The following is a 19,104-nucleotide window of genomic DNA, read 5'->3' on the forward strand; positions in this document are numbered from 1 at the left end:
GATTGTGTTCTACAATTCGAATAATTGACTTCCACAGTGGATGGGGAAATGTTTCTACATTTACTTTCCATTTAAAAATTCACAAAAACAGTTATTTTAATTTTCACGAAAAAACTAAATAATGAAAAAACTATTTTTTGCTTTATTGGTGTTAGTTACCATTCAGACTGCGAATGCCCAACTTTTAAAATTTGGTTTAAGAGCCGGACTTAGTTCTTCCTCAGTAAAAGCCAATGATTTATTGATAAGCAGTCAGGATGAATTAAATGAATTTTTATTGAAAACAGGGGATTCTAAGGTAGGATACCATGTGGGTTTAATGTCACAAATTAATATCCCAATCTTACCATTTGCCATTATGCCTGAATTATTATTAACCAATACTGGTGGAGAATATCAGGTAAAAGATGTTGCCTCCGGAGAAATAAGAAAAGCTGATGTTTCATTCGCCAGACTTGATTTTCCAATCCTTCTGGCTTTTAAACTTGGCCCACTCAGGTTAAATGCTGGTCCGATCGGGAGCATCATTCTTAGTGAAGATAATGGTTTGGAAGACATCGGTGCAGATGTTTCTCAATCCTTTAATGGCGCTACCTGGGGTTATCAGGCTGGCCTTGGTGTAGATCTTGCCAAAAAAGTTGCCCTAGATTTAAAGTATGAAGGAAATTTATCTGATTTGGGAGATAAAATAACCGTTGGAGGTAAAGATTATAATTTCGATACCAGAACCAATCAGTTAATCCTTAGTTTAGGATACTATTTCTAAAAGAATATTTGTTATAAAAAAAGCCCTCAGAAATTTCTTCTTCTGAGGGCTTTTTTTATACTTTAGATTTTAATTCCTTAATCTTTATTTCAATCCTTTTACGGTTTCTTTTAAAAATTCTGCGAACGGTTCGGCAAATTCTTTCCTTCTTAGGGCAAATTCAACAGTGGTTTTTAAGAAATCAAGTTTGTTACCGATATCATACCTTTTTCCTTCAATGGTATCAGCAATTACTTTTTCCCTTTTGGAAAGCAACATCAATGCATCAGTTAGTTGCACTTCATTGTTTTTTCCTCTTGGAGTTTGCTCAAGAGCTCTGAAAATTTCCGGAGTTAAAATATATCTGCCGGCAATAGCCAGGTTGGAAGGGGCTTGACCTACTGGGGGTTTTTCCACAAACTGAGTGACTTCCATGATATTATCGCTCAATTTTTCTCCACCTACAATTCCATATCGGGAAACTTTATCTTCAGGAACTGTTTCCACTGCTAAAATAGTAGATTTATATAAATCATATGCATCTATAAGTTGTTGAGTAACAGGAATTACCGAGTCAATTATAGTATCTCCAAGCAATACCGCAAATGGTTCATCCCCGGTGTGGTGTCTGGCATAATAAATTGCATCTCCAAGGCCATTAATTTCTTTTTGTCGGATGTAATGGATATTAGCCATATCACCAATATGCCTCATTTCATTATATAGTTTATCCTTTTCTGATTCCTCCAATCTTGCCTCCAGTTCAGGATTGCGGTCAAAGTGATCTTCAATAGCTCTTTTCCCTTTTCCCGAAATAATTAAAATATCTTCAATCCCGGCATCTACGGCTTCCTGCACCACATATTGAATAGTAGGGGTATCTATAATGGGAAGCATTTCCTTAGGTTGAGCTTTAGTAGCGGGTAAAAATCTGGTTCCGTATCCTGCTGCTGGTATTACTGCTTTTTTTACCATTTTTAGTTGTTAAGTTTTTTATGAAAAATATTTTATTTTAATGACAATCCTTAATCTCAAAACCTTTTTGGTTTAATAAGGATTTTTTTAAACTATATAAGGTTTAATCACTCTGGCATTAATTTTCTTCATTTCCAATACCAGTTTGGTTAAAGTTTCATCATCCTGATACATGCCGATAATTGATCCGCCAGAACCTGTGAATTTGGCAGAAGCACCACAATTTCTTGCCGACTGCACCAATTCTATATTGCTATCAGTAATGTTCATGATTTTGGCCCTCAGGTCAAAGTTAGTATTGATGAGTTCATTTAACAATCCGTAGTTCTTTGCTTCAATGGCTTTTTTCCCTTCTTTTGCAAGCTCTCCAATTTCCCTTAAAGTATCCACTACCAAAGCTTCACCTTCTTCATATCTTGTTTTGATATTATTTAAAACTGTCCCGGATACTTTTCCCAAATCTACCTTATATGCTATATAAAGATTGGGCAATTGACCCGGATCGATTCTCTGGTATTTTCCGTATCCTTTTTCCTGGAGATGCTTTTTTTCAAAATCCATATACACGCAGCCCTCATAAGCCTGAATTACCCTGTCTTGTAATCCTGCATTAATGCCCAGTTCTTCCTGTTCTATGGAAAGTACAATGCTGGGTAATTGTTCCAAAGGAATTTCTACGTCATAAAACTTCATTAAAGCTCTAATGGTGGCGGTAATAATGGCACTGGAACCGGCCAGGCCTACTTGTCTGGGGATGGAAGAACCGTATCTTATGGTAAAATTCCTACTGGGAATTTTCTTTCCATTGTTATACAGGTACTCCCCAAATTTTTTAATGGCAGCTTTTACCAGTCTGGTGCCTCCATAATATCCGGTAAGGTTTACCGATTCAATTAAATGAAAAATGTTTCTGAATTGGTTTTTATCCTCTTCCTGAGGTTCAATGCGAAGTTCTGGTGTTTCATAAAGAGAGATGTGGGCACCAAAGTTCCTCACGGAGATGGAAATGGTTTTGCCAAAGTACCCATCAGAAGGATTTCCCAACAAACCGGCTCTGGCATAAGCTCTGGATTCAATTATCATAAAATTCTAAAATATTTTATATGTTTGGTTATGAAGTTGTCTAAAGTTTTAATTTATTAGCGAAAATGGAAGATAAAAAAGGCCATTTATAACATAAAGTAATAACTTTAAACCACTCCTTTATTAAGTGGACTAAAAATCACAATTTTAAGGGTGAAATCCCAATGTTTATATTCGTTGTTAAGACTTATTATTTTTTTAATGAAGCACCAAAGCTTCCCAATTTGACCAACTAAGTAAAACCAGAGAAGGAATAAATGCCAAGGAAAAAGAAGACGCCAAAGATTTTTGTGCTGGACACATCGGTATTACTGTATGATTACGCATCAGTTTCAAATTTTGAAGAAAACGACATTGCCATTCCCATATCAGTGCTTGAGGAATTAGATCACTTTAAAAAAGGGAATGATATCATTAATTTTAATGCCAGAGAATTTATCCGGTTTATGGATAATATTTCCCTAAACGGAACCCTGCATGACTGGATTCCCTTAGGGAAAAAGGGTAGTGGAAGTATTCAGGTAATAATGAATGAATCCAGTACTCCCGATGCAAGAAAAGTATTCGGTGCAGACAAAGCCGATCACCGAATTCTTAATGTAGCCATCCAAATGCAAAGTGAGTTTCCCGAGAGAAAAGTCATTTTGATAAGTAAGGATATAAACCTTAGAATTAAGGCCAGGTCCCTGGATATCAATGCAGAGGATTATACAACGGGTAAAATCAAGCATGTGGATGAGCTTTATGCGGGCAAATCCATGATTGAAGAGGTGAGCAGTGAGGCTATAGACAAACTGTACTCTGAAGGTTCAGGAAGTCCTGAGGAATTTGGAATTTCCGAGCCTAAACCCAATCAGTATTTTATCCTCAAAAATGCCAGTTCTTCTGCGCTGGCTTATTTTAACCCGGAGACCAAGATGGTAGAAAGGGTGCATAAAAATTCTGCCTATGGCATTAAGCCAAGAAATGCAGAACAGGCATTTGCCCTGCACGCTATTCTGAATACCAATATTAAACTGGTAACCCTTCAGGGGGTGGCAGGTACAGGAAAGACGCTCTTAGCGCTTGCCGGGGCAATTGAAAGAAGGTCAACGGTGCATCAGATTTATCTGGCAAGGCCAATTGTGCCTTTAAGCAATAAGGATATCGGATTTTTGCCCGGAGATATTAAATCCAAGCTCAACCCCTATATGGAACCGCTTTTTGATAACCTGAAATTGATCAAAAGTCAATTCAAGGAAACCGAAAAAGAGTTTAAGCGGATCAATGAGATGCAGGAGAATGAAAAATTGATTATCACGCCCCTGGCATACATCAGAGGACGAAGTTTATCCAATATTTTCTTTATAGTGGATGAAGCCCAAAACCTGACTCCGCATGAGGTGAAAACCATTATCACCAGAGCAGGGGAGAACACCAAGATCATTTTCACCGGAGATATTTTCCAGATTGATACGCCATATCTGGACACTCAAAGTAATGGATTATCCTATTTAATTGACAGAATTAAGGGACATCCACTGGCCGCACACGTAAAACTAGAAAAAGGGGAGCGGTCGGAATTGGCTAATCTGGCTAATGATCTTTTGTAATCTGTAATTGCAGATAAAATAATTATTGAATGATGGCGCAGGGGATTTACCTTGTGCCATTTTTATTTCTGCAATTCCATTCAGGGGCAATGGAATTGCGATTGGGTTAAGATTAGTATTTTTAATGCTTTATGAATGGCATTTAAAATGCCGGTGGTTTTGTTGGTTTCGCCATGCAATTGCTCACTAGTGGGATCCTTGTTGACTGAGATGATAGATCTTCTGGTGGCTAAATTTAAATTATTTGGACCTAAGAAGGGCAATTCGATTCTGCTTCGTGTTTTTTTATATTAATCCTACCCAGTATTTCAGGAATATGTAAATTATTATAATGGAAAACAAGGATATAAATAATTCCATTGATTTCCTTTTGTAAGCCATTATAGCAAGTATTGTCATCTGGCCAATTGAGGTCAGGTCTGCATTGAAATCTGGCGCATTTGCACTGGCTCCCCAACCGAGAAATATAAATTGGAAAAAAATTGATCCATAAACCAATGAAATAAATATCAGCACATTGAGACTCACAACAAGAAAAACACGAAGAATAATATTTTTAGGTAGTTTCAAATTTATTGGAATCTAAAAATGCATCAATTTGGGAATGTACCTCAGAAAATCAAGTGATCTAAATTAATTGTTTTTTACATACTACCGGGTCAGAATGGCTAAAGAGTTTCTTTATATTTTTGGAGCTAAATTTAGCAGAAAATATAAGTAGAAGTATAACATCTACTTATAAGATAGTTTTTATTGAATTCTGCTTGCTTAGACCATCCCGGCAAAGCCCATAAAAGCCATGGATAAAATTCCCGCTACAATTAGCGCTGCGGGAACGCCTTTCATGCCTTCTGGTAATTCAGTCATTTCCATTCTTTCTCTTAAACCTGCAAATAAAATAATGGCTAGCCCAAAACCTATTGCACTGGCAATGGCAAAAATTACACTTTCTATCAGGTTGTAATCATTTTGTATCACCAGAATGGCTACACCCAAAATGGCACAGTTAGTTGTAATTAAAGGAAGGAAAACGCCCAATGCCTGAAATAGGGCAGGACTCACTTTTTTTAGAATAATTTCCACCATTTGGACAAGCGAGGCAATCACCAGAATGTAGGCAACAGTTTTAAGGAAGGTAATCTCAAAGGGAACCAGAATAAAGTGCTGAATCAGATAAGTGACAATTGTGGCTACTGTCATTACAAAAAGCACTGCTCCACTCATACCCAATGCCGTAGTCGTTTTATTGGAAACTCCCAAAAACGGACATATCCCCAAAAATTGAGATAAAACAATATTATTGACAAAAATAGCGGAGATAAAAATGATGAAATATTCCATAATATCAGAATGATTAATGCTTTTTAAATTCCTTAACTTTTAAACTCACTCTCATTTGAATAAAGGTGGCTGAGAAAGGCGATTGTATCGCCAGTTTTGCGGAAAGTTGCAAACTTTCTTTTATTTAACAGGCTTAAGTAAACGTTTCGCTTGATACTTAAGCCATCTGCGGAATAAACTGAAAATTCAACTTTAACCGCATCTCAGATGCTATCTTTTTTCTTCTCATTGATATAAAAGCGTTGAAAAATTCTACGCTTAGCTGGGTTTTTAAAATTCCCTAACTACTAACCTTCACCCTTTCCTTCTTTTCTTTTTTCCGTTTGAGCCAACCCATCAAGGCAATTAAAAATCCAAGTGCTATAAAGGCTCCTGGTGCCAATACAAAAACCAACAATCCATCACCAGGAAAAAATTTAAATCCGAATAAAGACAGACTTCCAAGAATTTCCCTGACTGCTCCAAGTAAAGTAAGGGCAAAAGTAAATCCCAATCCCATTCCCAGCCCATCTACCAAGGAGGAAATTGCATTATTTCTGGAAGCAAATGCTTCTGCTCTGCCCAGTACAATACAGTTTACCACAATCAGGGGAATAAATAATCCCAGTTGTTCGTGCAACCCGGGTAAATAGCCTTCCATCACTAAATCCACAATGGTTACAAAAGAGGCAATAATTACAATGAATGAGGGAATCCTGACTTTATCCGGAATCAGGTTTTTGATCATTGCCACTACAATATTGGACATTACCAACACAAAAGTAGTGGCCAGCCCCATGCCTAATCCATTGATAGCGGTGCTGGTTACACCGAGGGTTGGGCATAATCCAAGCAACAAGGTAAATACCGGATTTTCTTTGATAAAACCCTTTAGAAAATTTTGCTTTTGATCAATTACCTTTTCCATGGCGATTTAATTTTTTTGTTCTTGTTGAAAAGCATCATAAGCAATTTGAACGGCCTCACAGAATGCTCTTGAGGAAATGGTCGCTCCGGAAATGGCATCCACTTCTCCACCATCTTTAATTACTTTCATATTATAAGTTTCCGGGTTTTGATCAATAAACTGATTTTTAAATTTTTCCTCACCCATTTTGGAGCCGAGTCCCGGAGTTTCTTTATGGCTTAAAACAGAAATATTATTAATTTTTCCGTCAGCTTTGAATCCTACCATTAATTGTATTTCACCACTATAGCCTTTATTCGAACTGGTTTTAATGGCTATGCCCAACAATTTCACTCCTTTTTTTACCAGGTAAAATTCCAGACTGTCTTCACCATTGGGCATGGGTACTTTTCTTAATTCTTCCAGAGGCTGATTGTCAAAATCTGGTAAAACTGCTGCAATGGCCTGCTTTTTCTTTTCCATTCTGGCCTTCTGGATAGGAGCTTTGGTAAATTCATAAACAAATCCCAAGGCTGCTGAGGCTACTAAGGTCACCACCAGAAGGGTCAAAAACATATTGAAAAATGATGATTTTTTCTTTCCCATGGCATTAGTTTTTTAACTTAAAAATCCCTTTGCTCCAAACCGATGCGGTTTGATGTATTTATCAATAAGCGGTACGAATGCATTCATAATTAATATGGCAAAAGATACGCCTTCCGGATAGCTTCCGAATGCCCGAATCAGTACGGTAATCAGGCCAATTCCCACCCCAAAAACTAACATTCCCTTTGTGGTCATGGGAGAAGTGACATAGTCTGTTGCCATAAAAATAGCCCCCAGCATTACCCCACCAGTTAAAACATGAAATAACGGATCGGCATGTTGGGTAGGATCGATCAACCAGAGTAAGCCCGAAAAAACGAAAATGCTGCTTATCATTGCTACCGGAATATGCCAGGTAATGATTTTTTTGTAAAGCATGTAAACTAACCCCAGCAATAAAGCAAAGGCAGAAATTTCCCCAAGTGATCCACCCTGAAAACCCCAAAACAATTCAGAGTAGGAGGGGGCAGAAACCATTAAGGTTTCCATGCTTTCTCCATTACCCAGGCCTTCTTTTAAACTTCCCAAAATAGTGGCTCCCGAAGCACCATCAATTTCCATAAAACCATTGCCAGGAACGGGCCAGCTCGTCATTTCAACAGGAAAAGAAATGAGTAGGAATACTCTGCCTACCAAAGCCGGATTGAAGGGATTATTCCCCAATCCGCCAAATGACATTTTACCTATCCCAATCGCCACCAGACTACCAATTACAATAATGTACCATGGAAGACTGCTGGGCACATTGAAAGCCAGCAAAATACCAGTAATAATTGCTGACCCATTCCAGACATCGGGTTCTCTTTGTAGCAAGTATTTGGCAATTGTAAATTCGAAAATTAAACAGGAAATAACAGCCAGACTGGTTACATAAATGGCTTCAATCCCGAAATTGTAAATGGAAAAAAGCAAGGCTGGTACCATGGCAATCACCACTCCATACATTAATTCCTTCACCGACTGCTCCTGATGAACATGGGGAGAGGGAGAAACGGTCAAAAATTTGGTACTCATCGCTTTAGTTGTTTAGTTTCTTCACCATTATTTTTCCCAATCGCATATAATCCACAATTGGTCGATTGGAGGGACATTCGAAAGAACAAGAACCACATTCTATGCAATCCATAATGTTGTCTTCCTTCGCTTTTTCGTAAAATCCTTTTTTGGCCAGTAACATCATATGGAATGGCTCCAAACCCATAGGGCAGGCTTCTACACATTTTCCACAGCGAATGCAATTGTATTCTTTGGCTCTTTTGGCTTCATATTCGGGAATGATCAAAATCCCTGAAGTTGCCTTGGCAATGGGAACTGAAATATCCGCAAGGGCTTTTCCCATCATTGGGCCACCACTTACCACTTTTCCCGTGTTTTCTGGTAAACCGCCAGCAGCATCAATTAAATGGCTGACCGGAGTGCCAACCCTTACCCAGAAATTCGAAGGTTTTTCCAAACCCTTTCCGGTAACTGTCACCACCCTTTCTATTACTGGTTTATTTTTCTGAACGGCCTGATAAACCGAGAAAGTAGTTCCTACATTATGCACCACACAGCCCACATCAATGGGCAATCCACCCGGAGGAACTTCACGGTTTAATAAAGCCTTAATCAATTGTTTTTCACCACCTTGTGGATATTGGACCTTTAAAGAGGCGATTTTTATTCCCCGGTAATCTTTGCTTTTTTTCTTTAGTAATTTAATGGCATCTTTTTTATTATTTTCAATTCCGATGATGGCATTTTCCACGCCAAGAGATTTCATTAGGATTTGGGTACCGACTAATATTTCTTCAGGTTTTTCCAGCATTAACCGATGATCTGCAGTAAGATAGGGTTCACATTCCACACCATTTACAATCAAATGATCAGCTGATTTTCCTTCTGGCACAGAAAGTTTTACATGGGATGGAAAAGCGGCTCCTCCCTGGCCAACCACACCCATTTCCATGATTTTCGCTAATATTTCTTTTTTATTCAGTTCTATTTCTTTTACCAAACCCGGAGTTCTGTCAATGCCCTCTTCCCAATCATCTCCCTTTACCCTGATGGCAATCGCCATTTTTTTGAATCCGCTGCTATCCATTATTTCTTCCACTTTTCCTACTTTTCCTGAAACTGAAGCATGAATGTTAGCCGAAACAAATCCTTCATGAACTGCAATGATTTGCCCTGCTTTTACTGTATCTCCTCTTTCCACTAATGGTTCTGCAGGTTTGCCAATATGTTGGGAAATAGGAATGTAAACTATTTTAGGCAGGGAAATCTCCTGGATATGGGATTTTGCAGATAACTTGTTGTCATCGGGATGAACACCGCCCTGTGGGAAAGTTTTAAGATGGTTCAGTAAGTTTAGCATAATTCTTTAGGTTTTAGGCTTCATCTTTTTTATCATTCTCCTTTTTTACCATTCCAATAATATCTACATCCTCCTTTTTAGCAGTTGCCTTGGCTTTCCTCGGTGGGCGTTCTTTTTTGGGAGGAAAATTAACAGCTATGATATTGTGGGCATCGCAAACATCTACGCATTTCCTGCACAACTTACACAATTCCGGGTCAATTCTGGCCAGGTTATTTTCTATAGTTATGGCATCGTATCGGCATACCTCATCACATTTGGCACAGCCGGAACAGGCCACTTCACAAACTTTTCTGGCAGCTCCTCCTTTGTCCGTATTCACACACCCGACATAGATTTTCCGGTTCCTTCTTCCCTGGGGCCAAAGCTCCATAATTTCCTTGGGACAAGCCGTAACGCAGGCATTACAGGCAGTACACTTATCCTCAATCACCACAGGCAGCCCTGTTTTTTCATCCATATACATGGCATCGAACTGGCAGGCATCTACACATTCTCCCAAGCCCACACAACCATAAGCACATCCGGTATCACCGCTATATAAACTGGCGGCTATGGTACAGTTTGGTGCACCATCATAAATATTTGTTTTTTTGCGGTATTCCACCGATCCGGTACATCTCACTACAGCCACATAAGGATCGCGTTCTTCCACTTCCAGTCCTAAAATTTCCGCCACCTGTTTCATCACTTCATTTCCGCCAACCGGGCAATGCAATTCAGATAAATCATTTTTACTTACAGCTGCTTCTGCAAAGGCCCGGCAACCCGGAAATCCGCAACCGCCACAATTGGTGGTCGGTAAAACTTCTTCCACATTACCGATTTTTGGATCTTCATAAACTTTAAATTTCCTTGAAACAAAATATAGTATGATGGCTGCAATTGCTCCTAAGGCGCTGAGAGAAAGGATGGTATAAAGAATTGAATCACTCATTTGCTTAAGGTTTATGTTAATCGGGAAGAAAGGTATAAGTGTTTACAAATGTTCCACCCGATAGGAAAATGTAGATTTCATCCGTTTTCTTAAAAAAAATAGCAGAAGGTAGTACGGACCTAAAACTAAAAGTGAGAAAAGCCCGGCTAAGCCTTCGTTTAGAGAAAATTTATTGGCTATAAATAATGCGCTTATAATTAAAAGGAAGGGAAAAATGTAGCCCCAGAACAAGGCAAGAAAGCCCTGAGAAGTGCTTAATAAAACCTTCACTTCCTGTCCTGTTTTAAAACTATTTTTGAAATAAGGAACTTCTACTTTTTTATCCATGGGGCTGTTTGTTCCACAAGCACTCTTTAGGCTACAGGCCGAGCAGCCTTCCATATCAACCAGGCTGATTTCCATTTTTCCGTTTGATATGTTTTTCACAATTCCCCGATGCGATATGTTAGTGCTTTGCTCCATGGGACTAGTTTTTTAGGACAACGTAAATGTAGCAATAAGCCCAGGGCAGTCACATGACAATTATTAGCTTTTAGGGTGTTTTTTGTCAGGGTGGGGGGATGGGAGTTAAAAAAAGAAAAACTGGTTCGAGCATTTGCCAGGACTTTCAAATAGCAGATGGCTTAAGTATAAAGCGAAGCGATTACTTGAGCCTTTATAATAAAGGAAAGTTACAAACTTTCCGCATGACTGGCGATACAATCGCCTTTCTCAGTCATCCTCGTTGCAAACGAGGATGATAAATGGTTATGTTATATGATATTTGAGCTTAGACATTAGCCCCGAATATTGAAAATTAATTAAAAGTATGGTTCCCAAACTAAATTCACCAAAAAAGGATGAAATTTTGTTAGTCTTTCAATAGCTAAAAAATTATTTTGTGATAATGTTATAATAAGCGATACTGCCTTCAAAATTAGTGTGGGAAAGATTGTCAGATACTGGTGAATTTTTTCAAGTCCCTACTGGGAAAGGGTTAAAGATACCTTTTATACTTGCTCGGAAAACCTTTTTGAAGGCAAGATTTTTTCGTCTATTTTTCATCGACTGGAAAAATAGACAAAAGCTAACTCCACATGCTCTGCTTATATTTTAGTATTGAAAGTATATTTGAAAATTTTATTTCGAAATTTTGCAAGAAAATGAATTTTCTACTAAGACATGAATGGAAGTGCTATGTTCATTTTTTCTTGATAAAAAACGAACCAAAAAATCAAGAAAATCTTAAGCTTCCCCCCGCATGTCCATCGCACCTCCCCGCCAGATTTTCGGTCCCGCCCACTTTAACTCTTTAAATATTAATTATTTATGTTTTGATTTTAAAAAATTATACAAGCTCTGAAGTTTTGAGTGAAAGGTAATCAGTATAGTCAAATAAGTTGCAAAGACTTCCAAAAAAAAGATATAGCAACTTTTATTAATTCTTAATATTCTACCCTACAAACGAGGATGAAAAATGTGTTTTAAAACAGTTTCCAATACAGTGGGAAAGTTAAAAATTCAATCACCTCTGTGGTTGTAAAAAAACATGAACAACTTCGCTTTTCATGAGAAGCTCTTCATGTTAAATCCCTATGGGATTTTGTTTCCAAACTGGCTTTGAGTTGTGTTTTATACTAAAAATATTTTTGCCACAATGGCAAAGGTTTTAATACGAATAACTTTATTTCTTAACTTCAAATGCTATTTTCCTTTTTTCTGACCATGCGATTTCGGCCTTGCTCCAATAGCGTTAAGCATTTCATGGAATTTAGCGTTAAAAAAACATCCGTGTTTGAGAACCACTTTGTAAAAGTTGTTCGAGTTCGGATGGTTTTAGTGAAATGTAGCTATTGGTGCACAGCCTTTATTTTTTGCTACTTTTGGATCAAGCCAAAAGTTGAGAAAGCAAATAGGTATAAAATCATCTAAATGGTAAAGGGAATGTTGAAAAAGAAACCTTAATTATTTTATGCAAGACCTTGAAGCAGGAATACGCAGGGTTTTGTGCCGAAAACCCTGCTGGGAAAGTCGAAAGCATATTTTTAAAATTATTTCTGCTCAACTGATTATTAACATTGTCAAGCAGGGTCTGCTTTTCTCAACTCTGTATTTTCAGAAAACCCTTTACCTCCTCAAACTAAAGCCACCAATCACATTCTGAAGTCCTCTTTTGTTGATTATACTGATTTTCTTTCCTTTGATCTCAATTAGTTTTTCATCTTTAAAATCCGAAAGGGTTCTGATTACCGATTCAATGGCTGTACCTACAATTCCGGCCAGGTTCTCCCTGGTGATTGAAATGGCATTTTCCTTATCTTTATCCAGTTTCTCTTCCAGCATCAATAGCGCTTCTGCTACTCTTTGCCTTACAGAGCTATAGGCTAGCGTAAGGAGTTGTTCCTCTTTTTCCAGAAGGTCATTGGAGAGCATTTTGATGAACTTGTTGGCTACGTCCCTGTTATTGTAAATCAATTTGATGAAATCATCTTTGGGAATTACACAAATTTCTGAGTCTTCCAGCACCATGGCAGATTCTGCATGATTTGAGCCTTCAAGCAGGGAAATATAACCTATGAAATCTCCATCTTCAAAAAGACCGGTGATGTAGTCTTTCCCATCGGTATTGGTTTTGTAGGTTTTTACCTTTCCTTTATTGATAAAATAAAGTGCATTGGCAAGGTCGCCTTCCAGGTAAATATTGTTTTTGTTTTTATACTTCCTGATTTTGCGCTCTTTAGATAGATTTTTTAGTTCTGCCAGGTCTCCTGCTGTATCCATAAAGGCATTCAGCCCGGACATATCTTTCTTAAAATCTTTTTGGAATAATTCTCCCTTCCGCAGCCTTGTTTCTACCGCATCCAATAATTCAATGTCATCAAATGGTTTAGTAAGGTAATCATCTGCACCTAAAGTCATCCCTTTTCTAAAATCACCTTTATCAGACTTGGCAGTAAGAAATATAAAGGGAATTCGGGCAGTGGATGGAGATTTGCTCAGAATGTGTAATACCCCATAACCATCAAGTTCAGGCATCATGATATCGCAAATTATCATGTCTACGGTTTCTTTCTGAGCAATGGTTACCCCTTCCTTACCATTGGCAGCTGCCACCACCTGATAATTGGCCAGCTCCAGAATTTCGGAAATGTTCTCTCTTACATCCTCATTATCTTCAATGACTAATATCTTTTTCATAATTTTAAATTAATAATTCCTGAAAACAACACTTTTGGGTGATCCAAAAACACTGATAAAATAAGTCTCAGCAGGGTTTGCATTTCTGCGATTCTGCTTTTAATTAAGCACTATATCATATGCATGGTTTCTCTGAGGAGAAGACCCTGAAAAGATATTTGGTGTTTTGGTTTATATTTATTGCAATACTTTTCATCAGTAAAATTCAAATTTAGTCGGGGAGTATGACTGTAAATTTACTTCCTTCATTTAATTTACTATCAAATTCAATTTCTCCACCAATCAAATCCAAGTATTTTTTTACAATGTTCAATCCTAAACCCGTGCCCTGAATATTAGTGGTATTCTTTGCCCTGAAAAATCTTTCAAACAAATGAAGTTGTTCTATTTCCGGAATACCAATACCATGATCCTGCACAAGTATTTTTACCTGTTTTGATTCAAAAGTCAGTTTTAAAATTACATCCTTTCCATTGGGAGAGTACTTTATGGCATTGGAAAGGAGATTCATCAGCACATTTTTCAACAATTGCTCATCCACAAATATTTCCCGTTTATCCCCTTCCACCTGGAGTTTTATTTCCTGCTCCTTGGTTGCCATCTGTTGGATTTCATCTTTGATCACTTCACAAACCTCCACAATATTCGTCCAGACAGGAGTGTTATGGATTTTCCCTTCCTCAATTCTTCCGAGTGAGAGAAAATCGTTGAGCAACCTGTTCAGGTGATTCACATTGGTTTTTATCCTTTCCACATGCTTTACCCTTTTAGGCTGAGCCGTTTCATCATGATAGCGGGCAATTAAAGAGGACGAGGAAAGAATAGTACTCAATGGTGTTTTGAATTCATGGGAAGCCATGGTCACAAACCTGGATTTCAACTCATTCAGTTCTCTTTCTTTGGCAAGTGCTTTTCGGATTTCCTCCTCCGCTTTTTTCCTTTCAGTGATATTTTCAGCTACCAGCAAAATCTGGTTGATTTCATCATCGGGGCCGGGGAGGGGAGAAGTATGGAACTCATATTGCCGGTCGTCCCATCCCACATCAAAATTGAGTACCTGACCCTCAAATACTTTTTTAAATTGACTGATGATATAATCTCCTTTTTCCCCGGTAAAAACCGAGGAAATTTTCTTTCCAATTAAATCTCGAGTTTCAAAACCAAGTTCAAGTAATTCTCTGCCATCTACAAAGACAAATTCCATCTCCCGGTTAAGCACATTGATTGTACCGTTAGGGAAATTTTTGGCTATTGACCTGTAAAGGTTTTGACTTTCTCTAAGGGCTGCTTCGGCAATTTTTCGCACCCTCACCTGGTCCTTCAGGTTCTGGTTGGTGTATTCCAGTTTCTTTACCGTATTGGCCAGTTCTATCGTCCTTTCCTCCACCCGTTTTTCCAGAGCCACATTCAAATGCTGAATTTGCCGGAGATTTTTGCTGTGCTCAATGCTGTATCGGATGGAGCGTTCCAGATCGTATTTGGAAAATGAACCTTTCACCAGATAATCCACTGCTCCGGCCTTTAAAGCCCTGTCATCCGTTTCAGAATCCCCTTGTCCGGTTAAAAGAATAAAAGGAGAACTTACCCCTTTTGCCACCGATTCCTGAATAATTTGCAAGCCATCTTTTTCCCCCAAATGATAATCTACCAGATAGACATCATGATTTTCCTTCTGGATTTGCAACATGGCATTTTTGTATTCCGAAACCCATTCCAGAATATAATCCTTGTTGGGAATATCGTCCAGGAAGTCCCTGGTGATTAAAAAATCGTCCTCATCATCATCAATTAAAAGTACCTTTATTCCCATCTTATGTTAGTGACCTACTATTGTCCTCCGAAAGGACATGCTTTTGAGTTTAGATTTTAGTTATATATACAATTAGCTTGAATCGTGTAAGAATAGCAAGCTTAAATTATAAACTTTATGAGAAAAGTCATCTTTTAGCATGAGAAATGTGGTGGGGGAATGATAGAAGTTGTTTCTCTTTCTGGTTAAGGTACCAACTTTTGCCTCCTACTGCAGGAAGAGGTTTATAACCTCTTCCTGATATTTTGAGAATGGCAAAAAAGCCAGGTTTTGTAAACTGGATTAATGGTAAGTATTAATTTTTTTTAAGCTTCTAAAATCTACATCTGGCAAAAGTTTGCAACTTTTGCCTTTTAATAATTTTCAGTTTGCAACTGAAATTGAATCTAAAGAAAAAGACGTTTTTGCAAATTTGACCGAAGTCACAGACTTCTACGTTTTTTGCAGTCAAATTGATTTAAAGATCCAGTTGAAAGAATTGAACCTGCAGCGGGTTTTGAAATTACGCTATTGTTAATTTTCTAATTTGTGATAATGACTTAAAAGTTTGGTTAATTCATCTCCTTTTCCTTTTGATATTTTTTCTTCCCTGGCAAATTCTAAGAGTTCTGAAGAATGCTGATCCAGGTTTTCAATAAGATCTTTTGCCGAAATAATTCTGGAAATCTCAGTATTGGACATCATAAGGTAATGTTTGTCTGTGCCCCTTACAAATCGGTCAGGTTTGGGAAATCCAAAGGCCCTTCCAGTTGATTTCTTGAAAAAATCCTTTTTCATTTTAGTTAAAATAGTGGGATATAATTCAGGCGTCCAAACTTTTACAAATCCAGATAAATCAGTCATTTCGTTCTCTTCTAAGTAGATAAAAACCTCATCTTCCAAAACTACTCTATCAATATTGCCAGCCATGGCAAAAGCATAAATTGAATCATTTTTTATAAATTCAAATTCATCATTGTGCAGATTCAATCGCAACGGGAGTTGAATCATTTTGGAATCATTATAATAAACCTTACCCATTTTAAAATCATCGTAAAGGTAACGTGAACCTTCAAAATACTCTATATCCGGTGACTTCAGTCCACCACCAAATAATTCATTATTACAATTGATGGTTTGAGCAGAAGAATAAAAAAAAGTCAGATATAATAAAGGCAAAAACAGGATTTTAAGATAACCATTCATAAGGTGATAATAAATACGTTGATACTTCACACAACATAATGATTTTATTAGTGAAGTCAAAATATATGGATTGTCATTCTCCTTGGCTAAAGGTTGCAACTTTTGCTTTTAATAATTTTCAGTTTGTAACTGAAATTGTATTGGATTAGAGAGTTGTTTTGCCTACCTCACCGAAGTCACAGACCTCTACGGCTTACTTTCATATTAATTTTAAGATTTAACAATTCCATTGCGGGTATGAAACTTAAACCAGTAAATGTTGGAAGAGAAAGGCTTACAATCCTCAATTACTCCCCAACGGGCAATTCCCCGTTTTCGAACCAATATTCTATTACATTATCCAGAATTTTTACCAAATCGGAAAAGGAATCTGGTTTGCAGATAAAAGTGTTTGCCCCAAGTTTATAGCATTTGGTGATGTCTTCCTTAGCCCTCGAGGTGGAAAAAATGACCACAGGAGTCAGTGCGTATTTTTCTTCCTTTCTGATTCTTTCCAGTGTTTCGCAACCATCCATTTTAGGCATATTCAGGTCGAGAATGATCAGCTCCGGCTCAGGATTAGTTTGTTCATCTCCAAAGTTTCCTTCATGGTGGAGATAATTAATTAATTCTGCCCCATCCTCTACAAATTTTACTTTATGATTGGCCTTCAGCTCCAATAAGGCATCATTAAAAAACATGCGATCTTCAGGATCGTCTTCGGCATATAATATTAATTTCGATTTTTTCTTTTCCTCTTCCATTATCATTATATATAGTCATCAGTTAAGGATTCACCGCTAATTTAATCATAAAAACCGCTCCTTTTCCTTCTTCGCTTTCTGCATCTATGCTCCCTCCGTGCCGTTCAGCAATTTTTTTACAAATAGACAAACCAATGCCTGAACCCGGAAATTTTCTACCCTGCAATCGCTGAAAAATATTAAATATTTTATCCAGGTATTGTTCATTAAAGCCTATCCCGTTATCTTTTACTTTTATCAAAACCATATCAGGATTTTCTTTATGAAATGTCTTTTCTTCCCAAACTTTAATTTTGGGGATAGTCTCTTCCTGCACAAATTTTAGTGCGTTACTCAATAAATTCTGAAAGAGTTGACGCATCTGGGTGGGGTCTGCATGAATTGTGGGAAGTCCCCCAATTTCCACTTCTGCATTTTTTTTCTCAATACTTACTTCCAGGTCACTGATTACATCTTTCAAAACTTCATTTAAATCAACTGCTTTGAAAGATTCCCCTCTTGTGGAAATTCGGCTGTAAGAGAGCAGATCGTTTATCAGGGTTTGCATTCGCTCCGCAGAATTCCTCATCCTTTGGAGGTAATCTTTGCCTCTGTCACTTAATGTCTCTTTTTCCATCGCCTCTACTCTTTCCCCAAAAGTTCGTATTTTCCGCAGTGGTTCCTGTAAGTCATGGGAAGCCACATAGGCAAAGTCCTGTAATTCCCTGTTACTTTTTTCCAGATCGGAAGCATATTTTTTGAGTTGTTTTCGGCTGTTTCTCAGGGCATTTTCGGCAATTTTTCTTCTGGTAATATCTTCCATAAAAATGATGAGTCCGCCAATTTTTCCATGGTCATCTTTCCAGGGGTGTATTTCCCATCGCATCCAGTCTTTCGAGCCGTCAATTCTTAAAATCAGGTCCTCCTCACACTTTCTAACTTCTCCTTTTAGGCAGGTGGCATATACTTCACTCCATCTTTCCTGGTGGTTGGGAAAAACTTCTTTATGATTGGTTCCTATCAGGTTTTTATCCAACCATTCATAATCCTGTTTCCACCTGGCACTCACCAAAATATAATTTAAATCCCTGTCCGTCATGGCCAGAGGAGCGGGGGTGTTTTGCACAAAGTACCTCAGTCGTTCCTCACTTTGCAGGATTTTGTTTTCGGCATTCTTTCTCTGGGTAATATCAATGATAAAAGCAATTGCATAAATGTCACCTTCAAACTCACTGTAGCTCAAACTCACTTCTATGGGAAACTCAGTGCCATCCTTCCGAAGGGCAAACAAGTCCAGGCCTTTACCCATTTTCCGCTGATGGGGATTATGGAAAAATTCAGTCCGCTGGTTTACATGTCCCTGTCTATACTTATGGGGAAGTATCTTTTCTACTTTTTCTCCTAAAAGTTCATCTTTTTTATAGCCAAACATCCCCTCAACCGTAGGGTTAGTCAGTACAATGTTCCCTTGCCTATCAGTTATTAATATACCTTCTGCTGAGGAATCGAATATGCCTCTTAATACTTTTGGATTTTCTAACATCCCTTCTCAAACAATTTGCTTCTTCAATGATTTAAAGTTATAAATCAAAGCATTTATTTCCGCATTTTTATATTAAAAAGAACATGATTTTAGAATTGTTTTTCGTGTGGCGATAGTTCATTTTAAATATAAAGTTGAAGTATTTC

The 19,104-nt window shown here is 37.8% G+C and carries 16 protein-coding genes; 2 read left to right on the forward strand and 14 right to left on the reverse strand.

The features are described 5' to 3' along the window. The first annotated feature begins 121 nt into the window (after positions 1–121). On the forward strand, positions 122–766 hold the full coding sequence (locus A3EM_RS41495; protein ID WP_020526920.1) for a porin family protein: 645 nt from the start codon (positions 122–124) through the stop codon (positions 764–766). Between the two features lie 84 nt (positions 767–850). Here A3EM_RS41495 and galU read toward each other — a convergent pair whose 3' ends face one another. Together galU and A3EM_RS0104205 are read right to left on the reverse strand one after the other, a co-directional pair. Next, on the reverse strand, positions 851–1,720 hold the full coding sequence (gene galU / locus A3EM_RS0104200; RefSeq protein WP_020526921.1) for a UTP--glucose-1-phosphate uridylyltransferase GalU: 870 nt from the start codon (positions 1,718–1,720) through the stop codon (positions 851–853). Positions 1,721–1,807: 87 nt separating this feature from the next. Then, complete coding sequence (locus tag A3EM_RS0104205) at positions 1,808–2,803, reverse strand: mevalonate kinase family protein (protein ID WP_020526922.1); 996 nt, start codon at positions 2,801–2,803, stop codon at positions 1,808–1,810. 257 nt (positions 2,804–3,060) lie between these two features. Between A3EM_RS0104205 and A3EM_RS0104210 the strand changes: the two genes are divergently transcribed. Next, positions 3,061–4,395, forward strand: coding sequence for a PhoH family protein (locus A3EM_RS0104210; protein WP_020526923.1), 1,335 nt, complete (start codon positions 3,061–3,063; stop codon positions 4,393–4,395). Between the two features lie 768 nt (positions 4,396–5,163). On the opposite strand, the gene rsxA is transcribed toward A3EM_RS0104210, so the two are convergent. The 12 genes from rsxA to A3EM_RS0104290 all read right to left on the reverse strand — a co-directional run bounded on the left by rsxA (position 5,164) and on the right by A3EM_RS0104290 (position 18,958). Further along, positions 5,164–5,736 carry an electron transport complex subunit RsxA gene (gene rsxA / locus A3EM_RS0104225; protein ID WP_020526926.1) on the reverse strand — a complete coding sequence of 191 codons (573 nt, stop codon included), beginning with the start codon at positions 5,734–5,736 and terminating at the stop codon, positions 5,164–5,166. A 280-nt stretch (positions 5,737–6,016) separates the two neighbouring features. Next, positions 6,017–6,643: an electron transport complex subunit RsxE gene (rsxE, locus tag A3EM_RS0104230; protein ID WP_020526927.1), complete on the reverse strand. Its 627-nt coding sequence runs from the start codon at positions 6,641–6,643 to the stop codon at positions 6,017–6,019. Between the two features lie 6 nt (positions 6,644–6,649). Continuing rightward, complete coding sequence (locus A3EM_RS0104235) at positions 6,650–7,228, reverse strand: RnfABCDGE type electron transport complex subunit G (protein ID WP_020526928.1); 579 nt, start codon at positions 7,226–7,228, stop codon at positions 6,650–6,652. Between the two features lie 12 nt (positions 7,229–7,240). Beyond that, on the reverse strand, positions 7,241–8,242 hold the full coding sequence (locus tag A3EM_RS0104240; RefSeq protein WP_020526929.1) for an RnfABCDGE type electron transport complex subunit D: 1,002 nt from the start codon (positions 8,240–8,242) through the stop codon (positions 7,241–7,243). A gap of 4 nt (positions 8,243–8,246) precedes the next feature. Next, a complete protein-coding gene (gene rsxC / locus A3EM_RS0104245; RefSeq protein ID WP_020526930.1) occupies positions 8,247–9,584 on the reverse strand; it encodes an electron transport complex subunit RsxC in 1,338 nt (445 codons plus the stop codon). A gap of 13 nt (positions 9,585–9,597) precedes the next feature. Beyond that, positions 9,598–10,521 carry a Fe-S cluster domain-containing protein gene (locus tag A3EM_RS0104250; RefSeq protein ID WP_020526931.1) on the reverse strand — a complete coding sequence of 308 codons (924 nt, stop codon included), beginning with the start codon at positions 10,519–10,521 and terminating at the stop codon, positions 9,598–9,600. A 42-nt stretch (positions 10,522–10,563) separates the two neighbouring features. Continuing rightward, positions 10,564–10,983 (reverse strand): SoxR reducing system RseC family protein, encoded by a 420-nt coding sequence (locus A3EM_RS0104255; RefSeq protein ID WP_020526932.1) that lies wholly within the window; start codon positions 10,981–10,983, stop codon positions 10,564–10,566. Between the two features lie 1,644 nt (positions 10,984–12,627). Then, positions 12,628–13,698, reverse strand: coding sequence for a response regulator (locus tag A3EM_RS0104260; protein ID WP_020526933.1), 1,071 nt, complete (start codon positions 13,696–13,698; stop codon positions 12,628–12,630). Between the two features lie 211 nt (positions 13,699–13,909). After that, positions 13,910–15,508, reverse strand: a complete 1,599-nt coding sequence (locus A3EM_RS45505; RefSeq protein WP_020526934.1) for a sensor histidine kinase — start codon at positions 15,506–15,508, stop codon at positions 13,910–13,912. A 513-nt stretch (positions 15,509–16,021) separates the two neighbouring features. Continuing rightward, entirely contained in the window at positions 16,022–16,666 is a 645-nt protein-coding gene (locus A3EM_RS0104275) for a hypothetical protein (RefSeq protein ID WP_169513324.1), read from the reverse strand. Positions 16,667–16,980: 314 nt separating this feature from the next. Continuing rightward, the gene (locus A3EM_RS0104285; protein ID WP_044237547.1) at positions 16,981–17,436 is read right to left on the reverse strand and encodes a response regulator; all 456 of its coding nucleotides are present in this window, start codon (positions 17,434–17,436) and stop codon (positions 16,981–16,983) included. 22 nt (positions 17,437–17,458) lie between these two features. Further along, positions 17,459–18,958 carry a sensor histidine kinase gene (locus A3EM_RS0104290; protein WP_020526938.1) on the reverse strand — a complete coding sequence of 500 codons (1,500 nt, stop codon included), beginning with the start codon at positions 18,956–18,958 and terminating at the stop codon, positions 17,459–17,461. Positions 18,959–19,104: the final 146 nt, after the last annotated feature.

Source organism: Flexithrix dorotheae DSM 6795, assembly GCF_000379765.1.
GTDB lineage: Bacteria > Bacteroidota > Bacteroidia > Cytophagales > Flammeovirgaceae > Flexithrix > Flexithrix dorotheae.

What these genes read in the sequence shown, in the direction of transcription:
- A3EM_RS0104240 (WP_020526929.1), bottom strand. Translation starts at nt 8,242, where the DNA reads ATGAGTACCAAATTTTTGACCGTTTCTCCCTCTCCCCATGTTCATCAG.
- galU (WP_020526921.1), bottom strand. Translation starts at nt 1,720, where the DNA reads ATGGTAAAAAAAGCAGTAATACCAGCAGCAGGATACGGAACCAGATTT.
- A3EM_RS41495 (WP_020526920.1), top strand. Translation starts at nt 122, where the DNA reads ATGAAAAAACTATTTTTTGCTTTATTGGTGTTAGTTACCATTCAGACT.
- rsxA (WP_020526926.1), bottom strand. Translation starts at nt 5,736, where the DNA reads ATGGAATATTTCATCATTTTTATCTCCGCTATTTTTGTCAATAATATT.
- A3EM_RS0104260 (WP_020526933.1), bottom strand. Translation starts at nt 13,698, where the DNA reads ATGAAAAAGATATTAGTCATTGAAGATAATGAGGATGTAAGAGAGAAC.
- A3EM_RS0104210 (WP_020526923.1), top strand. Translation starts at nt 3,061, where the DNA reads ATGCCAAGGAAAAAGAAGACGCCAAAGATTTTTGTGCTGGACACATCG.
- A3EM_RS0104205 (WP_020526922.1), bottom strand. Translation starts at nt 2,803, where the DNA reads ATGATAATTGAATCCAGAGCTTATGCCAGAGCCGGTTTGTTGGGAAAT.
- rsxE (WP_020526927.1), bottom strand. Translation starts at nt 6,643, where the DNA reads ATGGAAAAGGTAATTGATCAAAAGCAAAATTTTCTAAAGGGTTTTATC.
- A3EM_RS0104255 (WP_020526932.1), bottom strand. Translation starts at nt 10,983, where the DNA reads ATGGAGCAAAGCACTAACATATCGCATCGGGGAATTGTGAAAAACATA.
- A3EM_RS0104285 (WP_044237547.1), bottom strand. Translation starts at nt 17,436, where the DNA reads ATGGAAGAGGAAAAGAAAAAATCGAAATTAATATTATATGCCGAAGAC.
- A3EM_RS0104250 (WP_020526931.1), bottom strand. Translation starts at nt 10,521, where the DNA reads ATGAGTGATTCAATTCTTTATACCATCCTTTCTCTCAGCGCCTTAGGA.
- rsxC (WP_020526930.1), bottom strand. Translation starts at nt 9,584, where the DNA reads ATGCTAAACTTACTGAACCATCTTAAAACTTTCCCACAGGGCGGTGTT.
- A3EM_RS0104235 (WP_020526928.1), bottom strand. Translation starts at nt 7,228, where the DNA reads ATGGGAAAGAAAAAATCATCATTTTTCAATATGTTTTTGACCCTTCTG.
- A3EM_RS45505 (WP_020526934.1), bottom strand. Translation starts at nt 15,508, where the DNA reads ATGGGAATAAAGGTACTTTTAATTGATGATGATGAGGACGATTTTTTA.
- A3EM_RS0104290 (WP_020526938.1), bottom strand. Translation starts at nt 18,958, where the DNA reads ATGTTAGAAAATCCAAAAGTATTAAGAGGCATATTCGATTCCTCAGCA.